This window comes from Vibrio sp. DW001 (genome assembly GCF_029016285.1).
In the GTDB taxonomy this organism is placed as follows: domain Bacteria; phylum Pseudomonadota; class Gammaproteobacteria; order Enterobacterales; family Vibrionaceae; genus Vibrio.
This window is the reverse complement of record NZ_CP091975.1, coordinates 804,792-818,222: the sequence shown is the minus strand read 5'-3', so window position 1 is coordinate 818,222 and position 13,431 is coordinate 804,792. Positions and strand designations below refer to the sequence as shown.

General features: G+C 42.1%; 14 protein-coding genes. 7 read left to right on the top strand and 7 right to left on the bottom strand.

Going from position 1 to position 13,431, the window contains the following annotated elements; translation table 11 throughout:
* Positions 1-64 precede the first annotated feature (64 nt).
* The 3 genes from L3V77_RS03970 to L3V77_RS03960 are packed head-to-tail and all read left to right on the top strand — an operon-like array spanning position 65 to position 2,325.
* On the top strand, positions 65-1,513 hold the full coding sequence (locus L3V77_RS03970; RefSeq protein ID WP_275135827.1) for a M48 family metallopeptidase: 1,449 nt from the start codon (positions 65-67) through the stop codon (positions 1,511-1,513).
* Positions 1,514-1,535: 22 nt separating this feature from the next.
* A complete protein-coding gene (gene arsC, locus L3V77_RS03965) occupies positions 1,536-1,886 on the top strand; it encodes an arsenate reductase (glutaredoxin) (RefSeq protein ID WP_275135826.1) in 351 nt (116 codons plus the stop codon).
* 10 nt (positions 1,887-1,896) lie between these two features.
* Positions 1,897-2,325 (top strand): DUF2069 domain-containing protein, encoded by a 429-nt coding sequence (locus L3V77_RS03960; RefSeq protein WP_275135825.1) that lies wholly within the window; start codon positions 1,897-1,899, stop codon positions 2,323-2,325.
* Between the two features lie 78 nt (positions 2,326-2,403).
* Here the strand turns inward: L3V77_RS03960 and L3V77_RS03955 are convergent, their stop codons facing one another.
* The gene (locus L3V77_RS03955; RefSeq protein WP_275135824.1) at positions 2,404-3,630 is read right to left on the bottom strand and encodes a DUF2066 domain-containing protein; all 1,227 of its coding nucleotides are present in this window, start codon (positions 3,628-3,630) and stop codon (positions 2,404-2,406) included.
* Between the two features lie 252 nt (positions 3,631-3,882).
* Between L3V77_RS03955 and L3V77_RS03950 the strand changes: the two genes are divergently transcribed.
* Positions 3,883-5,127, top strand: a complete 1,245-nt coding sequence (locus tag L3V77_RS03950; RefSeq protein ID WP_275135823.1) for a uracil-xanthine permease family protein — start codon at positions 3,883-3,885, stop codon at positions 5,125-5,127.
* A gap of 94 nt (positions 5,128-5,221) precedes the next feature.
* Here the strand turns inward: L3V77_RS03950 and trpB are convergent, their stop codons facing one another.
* Positions 5,222-6,445 (bottom strand): tryptophan synthase subunit beta, encoded by a 1,224-nt coding sequence (gene trpB, locus L3V77_RS03945; RefSeq protein ID WP_275135821.1) that lies wholly within the window; start codon positions 6,443-6,445, stop codon positions 5,222-5,224.
* A gap of 172 nt (positions 6,446-6,617) precedes the next feature.
* Positions 6,618-7,244, bottom strand: coding sequence for a uracil phosphoribosyltransferase (upp, locus tag L3V77_RS03940; RefSeq protein ID WP_195702503.1), 627 nt, complete (start codon positions 7,242-7,244; stop codon positions 6,618-6,620).
* A gap of 170 nt (positions 7,245-7,414) precedes the next feature.
* Between upp and purM the strand changes: the two genes are divergently transcribed.
* Together purM and purN are read left to right on the top strand one after the other, a co-directional pair.
* A complete protein-coding gene (gene purM, locus L3V77_RS03935; RefSeq protein WP_275135819.1) occupies positions 7,415-8,455 on the top strand; it encodes a phosphoribosylformylglycinamidine cyclo-ligase in 1,041 nt (346 codons plus the stop codon).
* Positions 8,456-8,472: 17 nt separating this feature from the next.
* Positions 8,473-9,111, top strand: coding sequence for a phosphoribosylglycinamide formyltransferase (gene purN, locus L3V77_RS03930; protein ID WP_275136687.1), 639 nt, complete (start codon positions 8,473-8,475; stop codon positions 9,109-9,111).
* Positions 9,112-9,264: 153 nt separating this feature from the next.
* Here purN and L3V77_RS03925 read toward each other — a convergent pair whose 3' ends face one another.
* The 4 genes from L3V77_RS03925 to dnaQ form a co-directional block, all read right to left on the bottom strand.
* Entirely contained in the window at positions 9,265-10,083 is an 819-nt protein-coding gene (locus L3V77_RS03925; protein ID WP_275135818.1) for a class II glutamine amidotransferase, read from the bottom strand.
* A gap of 75 nt (positions 10,084-10,158) precedes the next feature.
* Positions 10,159-10,743, bottom strand: coding sequence for a D-sedoheptulose 7-phosphate isomerase (lpcA, locus tag L3V77_RS03920; protein ID WP_195702500.1), 585 nt, complete (start codon positions 10,741-10,743; stop codon positions 10,159-10,161).
* 159 nt (positions 10,744-10,902) lie between these two features.
* The gene (locus L3V77_RS03915) at positions 10,903-12,156 is read right to left on the bottom strand and encodes a TIGR03503 family protein (protein ID WP_275135817.1); all 1,254 of its coding nucleotides are present in this window, start codon (positions 12,154-12,156) and stop codon (positions 10,903-10,905) included.
* An 8-nt stretch (positions 12,157-12,164) separates the two neighbouring features.
* Positions 12,165-12,902: a DNA polymerase III subunit epsilon gene (dnaQ, locus tag L3V77_RS03910; protein ID WP_275135816.1), complete on the bottom strand. Its 738-nt coding sequence runs from the start codon at positions 12,900-12,902 to the stop codon at positions 12,165-12,167.
* A 63-nt stretch (positions 12,903-12,965) separates the two neighbouring features.
* Here dnaQ and rnhA point away from each other — a divergent pair, with 63 nt between their 5' ends.
* A complete protein-coding gene (rnhA, locus tag L3V77_RS03905) occupies positions 12,966-13,427 on the top strand; it encodes a ribonuclease HI (protein WP_275135815.1) in 462 nt (153 codons plus the stop codon).
* Positions 13,428-13,431 lie beyond the last annotated feature (4 nt).

Here is a 13,431-nt window from a genome sequence, read left to right as displayed (position 1 = left end):
AGACGAACCAAGGCAGTTTTTTGCTGTCTTAACTCGAAACGATCTCGGAGTTCATATAATAAAAATGCTTAAAAAAACACGGTCCTTAATCGCTTTGGTAATGGCAACCACGCTGACTCTACCCGCTATTGCCAATAACAACGAATTACCTGATATTGGTACGGCAGCAGCTGGCACCCTCACTATTGATCAAGAACTGATCTACGGTGATGCCTATATGCGCATGCTTCGAGCCAGTCGCCCTATTATTAATGACCCGGTATTAAACGAATATATTACCAACCTTGGCCATAAGCTGGTTGCGAACTCTGAAGACGTCAAAACCCCATTTCGATTCTTTATGATTAGGGACCGGAACATTAACGCATTCGCATTTTTTGGTGGTTACGTCGCCTTACATTCCGGTCTATTTTTACACGCAAGTAGCGAAAGTGAACTCGCCTCGGTAATGGCACACGAAATCGCTCATGTAACGCAACGCCATTTAGCGAGAAGCATGGAAGACCAAGCAAGAAGATCCCCGGCGACAATGGCCGCGTTAGTTGGTTCATTATTGCTTGCTATTGCCTCTCCTGAGGCCGGAATTGCTGCTCTGACGGCGACCACTGCAGGTAATATGCAAAGTCAAATTAACTACACTCGCAGTAATGAAAAAGAGGCCGATCGATTTGGGATTAACACATTGGCCAAAGCCGGTTTTGATGTCTACGCAATGCCAACATTTTTTGGTCGATTAGCGGATGAATATCGCTACGCGAGTACGCCTCCACCAATGTTACTTACTCACCCATTACCACAAGATCGTATTACTGACTCAAGGGCAAGAGCACAAAAATACTCGCCTATGAAATTAGGCCCATCAATAGAATATCATCTTGCTAAAGCAAGAATCGTCGCTAGATACGCCAACATAGAATCAGCAGCTTCGCTTGATTGGTTTGAAAGACGACTAAAGAAAAACAATCCAACACTAGAACCGACGTATAAATACGGGCAAGCGCTCGTTTATCTCGACAATAAACAGTTAGAGAAAGCAGAACCTATTTTATCGGCTTTACTCAAGCAAGACGCTCTGAACGAATTCTATCTTGATGCATTATCTGATCTGTATATCTATCAAGAGAACCCAAACAAATCGGTTCAAATGCTTGAAAATGCCTTGAGTAAAAAACCGAATAACCCTGTATTGATCGTTAACTATGCTAATGCTCTGATTAAAAGTGACGAAAATCAAAAAGCCGTGAGCGTATTACAAAAATACACCCATGAACTTCCCAATGATATGAATGGTTGGCAACTCCTTGCAGATGCCTATGGTAAATTAGGTAAATCAGACGAAAACCTCGCAGCTCTTGGCGAAATTCTTGCCCTTCAAGGGAATTGGAATAAAGCACTGCAAAACTTCACTCAAGCAAGTCAATTAGCGACACTTGGTAGCCTAGAGCAAGCAAGGTATGATGCGAGAGTCGACCAACTTATGGTTCAGCGCGATCGGTTTTTATCACTACAATAATTCTTAAAAAAGGAGAAACTCCATGACAGTCGTGATTTATCACAACCCTAGGTGTTCAAAAAGCAGACAAACCTTACAGCTTCTAGAAGAAAACGGTATTACACCTGAGATAGTAACGTATCTAGACAACAGCCCATCAATTGAAACCCTTAAGACACTTTATTCACAGCTAGAGCTGTCTAATGTACGCAGTATGATGAGAACCAAAGAGGCGTTGTATAAAGAACTCGATTTAGCCGATGACGGTTTATCCGATGATCAGCTATTTCAAGCAATGACAAAAAACCCAAAACTCATTGAGCGTCCTATTGTTGTGGCTAACGGCAAAGCAAGACATGGTCGCCCACCAGAACAAGTCTTGGATATAGTTTAGAGAGCGAATAATGGAAGAAAATCCGGTTCTACCTAAAACCCAACAATACCGTTATTTAGCACTTTGTGGATACCTTTCACTTTTATGCTGGGTAGCATTATGGCAGATATTTATTTCGCCACATCCTCATATTAACCCTTTCACGGCCGCTATTGGTTGGTGCATCCCACTGCTATTTCCATTGAGAGGAATATTAACGGGTAAAGCCTATACCCACGCCTGGGCAAACTTTGTTTTGATGCTCTACTTCCTGCATTCACTCACTATTCTATATGTTGACCAAGGTGAACGATGGATTGCAGCAATAGAACTGCTGCTAGTTTGCTGTGCCTTTACAGGAAACGTACTTTATGCAAGAAACAGAGGGAGAGAACTAGGACTGAAATTGCCAAGGTTGTCGGAAGTAGAAAAACAAGAAAAAGAGAGATTTGATAAATAGTCATTTACCCAAATAAAAAAGGCCCTATAGGGCCTTTTTTATTTGGAATGGACATACTCTAAGCAACTGTGTTTGAGTTTATTTTATCCATTCAAAAAACAATGGTGTCACTTCCACAATCTTAGGTTCTTGAGGGATATTAACGGCGACTTCTTCAATTACCGGAGCAACAGCACTGCCTGTTTCTTGCTCAGCCAATACTACCTCCGTGTTATTCTCCACTGGTCCCACATTATTCGTAACGGCATCAATTTCAGGTACTACGCTGTTATCATTAGGCTTAGGTATAAATAACACCTCTGGTTCGAACCTGCGAATATGGTTGTTCTGAATAACTTCCGATTCAAAATCAATTTCAGAACCCAGTAAATGAATAGTAAACGTCGCCTCATTGCCGACAATGTTGTCAACATCAACACTGGCGACAGAGTTTAGCCCTTTTAGAATTTGTTCTAATGCAAAAAAACTCTGTACAGATGCGACGTTAATAAATCTTGCGCTAAGCGTACTTTCTGATATTCCACTCGACTTAATTGAGCTTCTACGTGCGTAGTAATTACTTACTTCATCGATAGCTATTTCCAATGCTTTGAAGGTATCTCCACTCGCACTTCCAACAACAGGTTCGCGCTTAGACTCCACAATATACTCTGGTTTTTCATCATACAACGTCCAACGAACATAACTGCCGTCAGCCGCTTTTTGAATGCGAATAACAAGCACAGCATCTGACGCATAACGCTGACTTGCTTTACTTATTGGTGCCGTAAACCCACCCCATAAATCAGGTCCCGCGATACTAGTGACGTCTTCAATATCCCCCACAGGAACGGTAATCGGTAAACCACGTAGATCTGAAAAGAATTTAATCTGATTTAAAGCACTACTGCCCGTATGTTCCCACAAAATTTCGCGACCGTACTGCCCCTCTTGGATAACCCAAACGACAAGGCTAGAACGAATATTCGACCAATAAGGCAGATCGGCTTGACTAAGCAAGGACTGGATTTGAGGTGGGTTAAAAATCATCTTTAGACTTTTCTGCCCAAACTGATCTCCGTAACCAATTTGAGAAAGATATACGCCGCTTTTGTTTAGCGCTTTTTTAACCACTGGGCTGTTGATCGCATTCTTATCACCAGATGCTTTAATGATGACCTGCTTCAACCCCTGCGATTTGGCACTTTTTTCCGCATCCGATTGATTATCATCTAAAACAACTTCTGAGCTAAAGACATCGACTTTTACAGATGCTTGAATAGGTAAAGCGAGTAATCCAATAAACAAAACCACTAAATAGCGCATGCTGCCCCTAAGAAAAATGAATGGTGAATAAAACAAGTTAAGCAGTTCTAGTATAACGAGAAAGAGGAACACTACCAAGTTAACTAGTGAGAACTTGATCACTAGCAATCTCAACAATTCGTCATTCAACATTATCTCGGTAAAACTATCCTAACTTTCGCGCTTTTTTTTGATCTAAACCGCAAGGCAAACGTTTGCATAAATGATAGAATCCTGCGAATTTTATTTAACTAACTATTTTGGATGGGAATCATGACTAACGTACTTATGGGCGCACAAATGCTATTCGTTGCATTTGGAGCACTTGTTCTTGTACCTCTATTAACTGGATTAGACCCCAACGTAGCACTATTTGGTGCGGGTGTGGGTACGCTTCTTTTTCAAGTTGTCACTAAACGCTCTGTCCCAATTTTCTTAGCCTCTTCTTTTGCGTTTATTGCTCCGATAATGTACGGCGTACAGACTTGGGGTATAGCGGGTACAATGAGTGGCCTTATGGCTGCTGGCTTTATGTATATTGTACTTGGCGCGGTAATCAAAGCTAAAGGCGTGGAAGTCATTCATAAACTGCTTCCACCTGTTGTTGTAGGTCCGGTGATAATGGTCATTGGCCTAGGACTAGCGCCTGTTGCCGTCAACATGGCTTTAGGTAGAACACCTGATGGGACTCAACTTGTTGACGCTAACGCTGCACTATGGATTTCCAGTTTATCTCTATTGTCCGTTATCTCTATTAGTGTATTTGCAAAAGGCTTTATGAGATTACTGCCTATTTTTGGCGGTATATTTGTTGGTTACGCTGTAAGCTTAATGTTTGGTGTCGTAGATTTTAGCCCAGTGACGGAAGCCGCTTGGATAGCACTACCCAATTTTGTTGCACCAGAATTCAACATTAACGCGATCCTATTTATGATCCCTGTTGCGATTGCTCCCGCGGTTGAACACGTTGGTGACATGCTTGCAATCTCTAATGTCACCGGTAAGGACTATCTTAAGAAACCGGGCCTTCACCGTACAATTATGGGCGACGGTATCGCAACGATGGCTGCATCTATGTTTGGTGCACCACCAAATACAACGTATAGCGAAGTAACTGGCGCTGTTATGTTAACCAAATCCTACAACCCTGCCATTATGACTTGGGCAGCGGTTACCGCTATTGTGCTTGCGTTAGTCGGTAAGCTGGGGGCCATTCTACAAACCATTCCTATGCCAGTCATGGGAGGCATCATGATTCTTTTGTTTGGTTCCATCGCAACGGTTGGTTTGAATACACTTATTAAGAATAACGTTGATCTACACAAGTCGCGTAACCTTGCAATTGTCGCGGTAACATTAGTGTTCGGTATTGGCGGTATGGCTTTTGGTATCGGCGAGTTCAGCCTACAGGGTGTAAGCCTTTGCGGTATTGTGGCAATAATCCTAAACTTAGTGCTACCTCATGATCTAGGTGAGAACCACGTTGTCGATAATGCCCAGATAGATGATGATGCTTAGCTTTTCACCTGTCGCCTCTGTTAGGTTACATAATTGAGTTCGTATATATAATTAAAAGGTTGCGTAACATTCGCAACCTTTTAATTTATCTTAACTATAGCGTCGACGTAATACCGTAATCTTGACCATAATTTTCAACGACAAAGTCGATGTCTTTGTCACCACGACCAGAAAGGTTGATTAAAACGCTGCCTTTTAATCCTTGTTTTGCCAATTTAAAGACATAAGCAACCGCATGAGACGATTCTATTGCAGGGATAATCCCTTCTAAGCGGGAGAGCTCGAAAAATGCATCGATCGCTTCTTTATCATCTACCGTACCATACTGTACACGTCCAATATCTTTAAGATAGCTGTGCTGAGGCCCTACAGATGGATAGTCTAATCCACTTGCAACGGAATATACCTCTTGTGGTTCACCGTCTTTATCTTTAAGCATATAAGATTTAAAGCCGTGCATGATACCTGGTTCACCCAATGTTAACGTTGCTGCATGTTCGCCTGCAACTTCCAGACCTCGACCTGCGGGTTCTACACCATGAATAGCGATTTTTTCGTTATCCAAGAAAGCAGTGAAAAGTCCCATTGCGTTAGAACCACCACCTACACATGCGACAAGATTGTCGGGTTGCTTCCCTGTCATCTCTTCAAATTGGATTTTTGCCTCATTACCGATGATTGATTGAAAATCTCGTACCATCATAGGGAATGGGTGTGGGCCGACAACAGAACCAATCGCATAAAGTTGAGTAATAGGATCTTGCAGATACGCTTCAAATGCCGAATCTACTGCTTCTTTTAGGGTTTTTCTTCCATGCGAAACAGGTATAACTGTCGCGCCTAAAATATGCATTCTGACCACGTTAGGATGTTCTTTTGCAATATCAACTTCACCCATGTATATGTCGCATTCCAGTCCTACAAGTGCGGCAGCGGTCGCCAATGCAACGCCGTGTTGGCCAGCACCCGTCTCTGCAATGATTTTTTTCTTACCCATTTTTTTAGCGAGTAACGCCTCGCCAAGACAATGATTAATTTTATGAGCGCCAGTGTGATTGAGATCTTCTCTTTTTAGGTAGATATCTACACCATATTTTTCCGACAGGTTCTGAGCATGAAAAATAGGACTTGGGCGGCCAACAAAGTGCTTATAAAGCCTAGCCAGCTCATCTTGAAATAGCGGATCTTGACGACAACTCTGATAAGCCTCATTTATTTCCTTCATGATCACTTCAAGCTGTGGTGGGATAAAACTGCCGCCATATTCGCCAAAATACCCTTCTTCGTTGGGTAATGTATGTTCAAAACTATTTTTCATTGATAAACCCCTTACTGACATTGTGTGTTTCTAGATTACAACGAGGCCAAGCCAGAGGGTAGATGCTTTAGAGGCTATTTATTCACTTCGTGATATCGCTCTCGCAAACTAGTACATAAGATCAAAAAGGGCCACTGTAAACAGCAACCCTTTTCATTCTTAAACTAAATGACTACTTAGTTCCGAAGATCTTATCACCAGCATCGCCAAGACCTGGAACGATATAACCTTTATCGTTTAGCTTCTCATCAATTGCGGCCGTATAAAGCTCTACATCTGGATGCGCTTTCTTAAGCGCTTCAATCCCTTCAGGTGCAGAAACTAAAACCAAGACTTTAATATGCTTACAACCCTTATCTTTTAATAAGTCGATTGTTGCTATCATTGAGCCGCCAGTTGCAAGCATTGGATCAACGACGAGTGCAATACGCTCATCAATATTCGAAGCAAGCTTGTTGAAATACGGAATAGGCTCTAACGTCTCTTCATCACGATAAATACCAACAACACTGATACGTGCACTAGGTACATGCTCTAATACTCCATCCATCATGCCTAATCCGGCACGTAGAATTGGAACAACAGTAACCTTTTTACCTTTAATTTGGTCTACTTCTACTGGGCCATTCCAACCTTCAATTGTTACCTTTTCTGTCTCGAAATCTGCAGTCGCTTCATAAGTTAACAGGCTACCCACTTCTGTAGCCAACTCACGAAAACGTTTCGTGCTGATATCCCCTTCGCGCATTAAACCAACTTTGTGTTTAACTAAAGGGTGTTTTACTTCAACAACTTTCATTTCCATCTCCGACGATTTTCTAATAAACCTTGTGATTATACATGTTTTCTTAATTTTTTTCCGAATCAATGCAACGAAAAAAAACCTTACGCAATCGTTTTCCTTATTGCGGTAACTCGGTTAGAATAACGCCGATTTTCACATCTAAACTATCATGACGAGGACTTCCCGTGAGTGGCAATAACACTTCTCTTAGTTATAAAGACGCTGGTGTAGATATTGATGCAGGTAATGCTCTAGTAGACCGCATTAAAGGTGTTGTAAAACGCACCCGCCGCCCAGAAGTAATGGGTGGCATCGGCGGTTTTGGTGCCCTTTGTGAGCTACCAACCAAATATAAAGAACCACTACTTGTATCAGGTACAGATGGCGTAGGTACAAAGCTTCGTCTCGCTTTGGATATGAACAAGCACGACACAATAGGTATCGACCTTGTTGCTATGTGTGTCAATGACCTGATAGTTCAAGGAGGTGAGCCTCTATTTTTCCTTGATTACTATGCAACCGGTAAGCTTGATATTGATACCGCCGCCGCAGTTGTCACCGGTATTGGTGAAGGGTGTATTCAAGCTGGTTGCGCACTTATTGGTGGTGAAACCGCTGAAATGCCAGGCATGTACGAGGGTGACGATTACGACGTAGCAGGTTTCTGTGTTGGTGTTGTAGAAAAAGCCGACGTTATCGACGGTTCAAAAGTAGCCGCTGGCGATGCACTTATCGCCGTTGGTTCTAGTGGTCCCCATTCTAATGGGTACTCTCTAGTACGTAAAATCATCGAAGTTTCCAATGCTGATCTTTCAGAGGAACTCAATGGCCGCTCTATTGGTGATCAACTGTTGGAACCCACTAAGATCTACATCAAGTCCGCACTTAAAATGATTGCTGAGCACGATATTCATGCAATATCACATATTACAGGTGGCGGCTTTTGGGAAAATATCCCTCGAGTACTACCCGAAGGTACAAAAGCCGTTATTGATGGAAAAAGCTGGCAATGGCCTGCTATCTTTACCTGGTTACAAGAAAAAGGTAACGTAGAAACCTTTGAAATGTATAGAACATTTAACTGTGGTGTTGGCCTTATCGTCGCCTTGCCTAAAGAACAAGCCACTGCAGCGGTTAAGTTACTGCAATCTGAAGGCGAAAACGCTTGGATTATCGGTGAAATAGCGGACGCATCTGAAGGCGAAGAACAGGTAGAAATAAACTAAGGATTAATTCAAATATGATGAAACGGATCGTCGTACTCATTTCAGGAAATGGTAGTAATCTACAAGCAATTACTGATGCTTGTGGGACACAAATAGTCAATGGTGAAGTCGTTGCTGTTTTTTCCAATAAAGCAGATGCGTATGGCCTTGAAAGGGCTAAACAGTTAAATATTGACGCCAGTTTTATCGATCCTAAAGCGTTTGAATCCAGAGACTTATTTGATATTGAGTTAATGATGCAAATAGATAAATATCAGCCAGATCTAATTGTTTTGGCTGGGTATATGCGCATTCTTAGTCGCGAGTTTGTCTCTCACTACCTCGGAAAAATGATCAATATCCACCCTTCTCTGCTGCCAAAATATACAGGATTAAACACCTACCAAAGAGCAATAGATGCCGGTGATACGGAACACGGTACCAGCGTACATTTTGTCACTGACAAACTCGATGGTGGCCCAGTCATTTTACAAGCTAAAGTCCCTGTATTCTCTGAAGACACCCCGGAAACGCTTACCGAAAGGGTCCAAACCCAAGAACATGACATCTACCCATTGACGGTAAACTGGTTTGTACAAGGTCGACTTTCAATGGTCGATAATGACGCGGTTCTTGATGGTGAAGTTCTGAGTAAATTGGGATACGCAGCAGACTAACCGTGTGTTGGTTCATTCATAAAAATCCGTGTATCAGGTATAAAAAAACAGCGAACGCCAAATAGGCAATCGCTGTTTTTTTATTCTTCAGTACACCATGTTTATTCTCTACCAAACGAACTGTCCAAAAATTCAACTCGCATGCGGATGTTATTATTTTTGCTTTGGTGGAGCGAACGGGATATCAATCAGACTCTCTGAATTACAGCCTATGATTTCACCAAAATGAAATAGGTTGAACTCTCCTGGTTTCATTCTGTTCCACGTTTCATTATCTGTTAATGGCTGAGTCGCAACGACGGTCACAACATCATTTGGCGTTGTCTCTTCTTGAAAGTTAACCGTCATATCCTCATCAATAAGACTCGCTTTCCCAAATGGTGCTCGACGAGTTATCCAGTAAAGATGATTCGTACAATACGTCATTACATAGTCGCCATCACTGAGCAGCATGTTAAAAATACCAAACTCTTTTAATTCATCGCAACATTCGGCGATATACCGGAACATCTCCACAAGATCTTGAGGAGGTTCTGGATATTTTGAGCTCAACTTATTTAGTATCCAACAAAACGACAACTCACTGTCTGTTTTTCCAACTGGTCTAAATCGATCCATTTCTAATGATTCGTAGCCAGATAACTGTCCATTATGAGCAAATGTCCAGTACTTCCCCCACAATTCACGAGTAAATGGGTGGGTATTTTCTAAGTTCACACCACCTCTGTTAGCCTGTCGAATATGGCTAATGACAGCACAACTCTTAATCGGATAGTTCTGTACCAACTCGGCTATTTTTGAGCTATAGCTTGGGTTTGGGTCTTTAAATGTTCTAAACCCTTTGCCTTCATAGAAGGTAATGCCCCATCCGTCACTGTGAGGCCCTGTTTTACCGCCTCGCTGCATCAATCCAGCAAAACTAAAGCAGATATCTGTTGGCACGTTAGCGCTCATTCCGAGCAATTCACACATTTGAAAACCTTTAACGACTAAACTATCGAGGGAGCATTAGCGCTCTACTATTTAAAGACCCGTCCGAACAGCTCTTTAGAAATCTTTCGCCATCTCTTTTTCTATTAATTGAATGACAATATGAATGATCTTTATATGAATCTCTTGAATTCGGTCAGCATAACCAAAATGGGGCACGCGTATTTCAATATCCGCGCATCCAGCCATCTTACCGCCATCTTTACCTGTCAAAGCGATCGTTTTCATCCCTTTCTTCTTCGCGGCTTCTATTGCTTTGAGAATATTACTTGAATTACCTGAAGTCGAAAGGCCCCATAGCACATCACCTGAAGAACCAACCGCTTCAATATAACGTGAGAATACATAATCATAACCAAAGTCGTTGCTCACGCAAGACATATGGCTTGGGTCAGAGATAGCGATGCCCGCGTATCCCGGGCGGTCCTCTCTATATCGACCTGTTAATTCTTCGGCAAAATGCATCGCATCACAGTGTGAGCCACCATTGCCACAAGAGAGAACTTTACCACCAAGCTTGAAAGAATCTGCAATCATCTTGGCTGCCGCTTCTATCTGTTGAATATTGTGCTCATCACTTAAAAATTTATTTAGTACTTCTGCCGCTTCATTTAATTCTGAACGAATTAGATCTTGATACATGGTGACTCTCACTGTTTCGAGGGAATAAGATTACTCAGAGTTTACCTAGTTTTGATTTCGAGTGTCGAGTAATAAGAGAAAAGAATGAAGAGTTCACATAAAAAAGAGAGGCTATATAACAAAATAGAAGAGCCTTAAGCTCTTCTATTTTTCTATCACTCACCGTTTAGGTGGGGCGTCCAGTTGCATTTCTGGTACTGACACTCTGCGTGTTCTCAGCTTTCTAATCACAAACCAGATGATAAGGCCAAGAATAATCACCACTAAATTTCCTACCAGTATGGTCAACATGCCGGTCATTCTTGCTTCTTCTCTGTCACGCCTAATTCTTTCTATTTCAAATGCTCTGCGCTTCTCTTCCTGTATACGCTGATATTCTTTGGTTGACTGTTCAATATCAAGCTTTTTCATCACGCTGAAAGCTTTCTCTTTCAGTTGAATGATGAGTTCTCTTTTCGCCGCACCTTCTGTTGCGTATACCGTACCTTTCCAAGTATGTTTGCCTGGATACGGGTCATTCGTCATAGTGAATTCAGTCGTAAAGCCTTCTGCGTCGACACTACTTTGAGTAAGGATAGTTCGTTTATCTGGCGTCGTTTGCTCTATGCTTGCCGCGATAGTACCTGGCAATACCATTCCTTGTTCGCCGGTAATTGTCACCAGATGCCCTTCATTATCAACCCTTGATTGAACAAACCCAACCGTGATGGGAGAAGGATACACAAGTACTGTTTGCTCAACCGCTCTTAAGAAAACGCCATTTCCTGAGGTGATTCTGGCTTTATATTTACCTGGAGCAACCGTAATGGGCAATGCCACAGTAAAGACGCCATCACCAGAGATTTCATCCAAGCCTTGCCCGTCATCTTGAAAGGTACCTAGAATGGTTGACTCTGGTTCAGAGGCGATCTCTGGGTTCTCTTCATCTTCTACGAAATGAATAAAATTGACGCGAAGCCGTACTCGATCTAAAAAATCTTTGAGCACCAGTGGATTGCCATCTTGAGTAAGACGGGCGGTAAATTTTATCGTCTCTTGTTGATATAAACGATTAGGAAATTTATCGACGTGGAGCAATAAATCAGATAGCAGTTTTATATTATTTCTTGGTGTCACCTTACCAACGGCTTGCCATGGTCCCGGCATAGGATCCTCAATGGAAATAATATCCATACCATTTTCTTCATACCAAGAGACGCTTTCCGGATGATCCCATGAATAGTACTTTTTACCATCAGGACGCACCAATACAACGGATCGAGACCGAGATTTTCTATAAATAACAAAAGATATTTGTTCGATTGTTGGATCAACCCTAAATCGGTTGTCCAATAAAGAAACAGATGATTCTGTTTGTGACCAACTAAAGGAACTGGTCAATATGCAGGTTAAAAAGAACAGAATCCTAAACATAGTTTCCTCTATTGCCGCCAGAGACAGCTTCCGCCTTCTTCGACGATATTCAAACGTTTTTGGTGTGCTTCTACTTCATCGGCAGATGCACGTAAAACCTTAAGAGATTTTCTTTCAGATACTGCTCGTCTAATCGATTCGCCATCGCTATTTGATTGTTGATCACCAGTAAATGCCAAAGAAGTTTGTCCACCCGTCATGAGTAGATAAACATCGGCTAGAATTTCAGCATCGAGTAACGCCCCGTGGAGTGTTCGATGCGAATTATCTATTCCATAGCGCTCACATAGAATATCGAGGTTGTTCCTCTTGCCTGGAAATATTTTTTTTGCCATGGCAAGCGTATCGGTAATTTTACAATACTGACTTGTTTTACCAATACTACGATCAAGCTTCTCGAACTCAGAATCCATAAAGCCGACATCAAAGGGCGCATTATGCGCGACAAGTTCCGCACCTTTAATAAATTCTAAAAACTCATGATGGACTTCTCGATACATCGGCTTATCGCGAAGAAATTCATCGGTAATACCGTGAACACCAATGGCCTCTTCTTGAATTAACCTGTCCGGTTTTATATAAACGTGAAAGTGTTTGCCAGTGAGCTTTCTATCAATGATCTCTACAGCACCAATCTCAATAATTCGGTGCCCCAAATAGGTTGGTCCACCTTCTTGGTTCATACCGGTTGTTTCGGTATCAAGTACCACGATTCGTTGTTGGTTAGAATTGTTACTAGTATTCATAATGATATGTATGTCAGACTATATTTATATTGAAGTTGGCTTATCGAGTAATAGTATCAAATCATGACGAAACAAGTTGAAGTTTTCACCGATGGATCATGTTTAGGTAACCCCGGCCCCGGCGGTTATGGCATTGTACTTAGATATAAACAAACAGAAAAGAGGCTATCCAACGGTTATACGTTAACGACAAATAATCGAATGGAAATGCTCGCAGCAGTCGTCGCATTAAAAGCGCTGAAAGAGCCTTGTCATGTCATCCTGACTACGGACAGCCAATACGTTCGTCAGGGCATCACTAAATGGATCCACAACTGGAAAAAGCGCGAATGGAAGACATCTGACAGAAAACCGGTGAAAAATGCAGACCTATGGAAAGCGCTTGATATCGAAGCATCCCGTCATTTCGTCGACTGGCGATGGGTTAAAGGCCATGCTGGGCATAGAGAAAATGAAATATGCGACGAGATAGCAAGAGCCGCTGCGGAAGCGCCGTCAGATATTGATGAGGGTTATGAAGGTTAATTTC

Coding starts and splice junctions, on each gene's coding strand:
- L3V77_RS03955 (WP_275135824.1), bottom strand. CDS start 3,630: ATGCGCTATTTAGTGGTTTTGTTTATTGGATTACTCGCTTTACCTATT.
- L3V77_RS03960 (WP_275135825.1), top strand. CDS start 1,897: ATGGAAGAAAATCCGGTTCTACCTAAAACCCAACAATACCGTTATTTA.
- L3V77_RS03915 (WP_275135817.1), bottom strand. CDS start 12,156: ATGTTTAGGATTCTGTTCTTTTTAACCTGCATATTGACCAGTTCCTTT.
- purN (WP_275136687.1), top strand. CDS start 8,473: ATGAAACGGATCGTCGTACTCATTTCAGGAAATGGTAGTAATCTACAA.
- L3V77_RS03925 (WP_275135818.1), bottom strand. CDS start 10,083: ATGTGTGAATTGCTCGGAATGAGCGCTAACGTGCCAACAGATATCTGC.
- L3V77_RS03950 (WP_275135823.1), top strand. CDS start 3,883: ATGACTAACGTACTTATGGGCGCACAAATGCTATTCGTTGCATTTGGA.
- L3V77_RS03970 (WP_275135827.1), top strand. CDS start 65: ATGCTTAAAAAAACACGGTCCTTAATCGCTTTGGTAATGGCAACCACG.
- upp (WP_195702503.1), bottom strand. CDS start 7,244: ATGAAAGTTGTTGAAGTAAAACACCCTTTAGTTAAACACAAAGTTGGT.
- lpcA (WP_195702500.1), bottom strand. CDS start 10,743: ATGTATCAAGATCTAATTCGTTCAGAATTAAATGAAGCGGCAGAAGTA.
- arsC (WP_275135826.1), top strand. CDS start 1,536: ATGACAGTCGTGATTTATCACAACCCTAGGTGTTCAAAAAGCAGACAA.
- trpB (WP_275135821.1), bottom strand. CDS start 6,445: ATGAAAAATAGTTTTGAACATACATTACCCAACGAAGAAGGGTATTTT.
- rnhA (WP_275135815.1), top strand. CDS start 12,966: ATGACGAAACAAGTTGAAGTTTTCACCGATGGATCATGTTTAGGTAAC.
- dnaQ (WP_275135816.1), bottom strand. CDS start 12,902: ATGAATACTAGTAACAATTCTAACCAACAACGAATCGTGGTACTTGAT.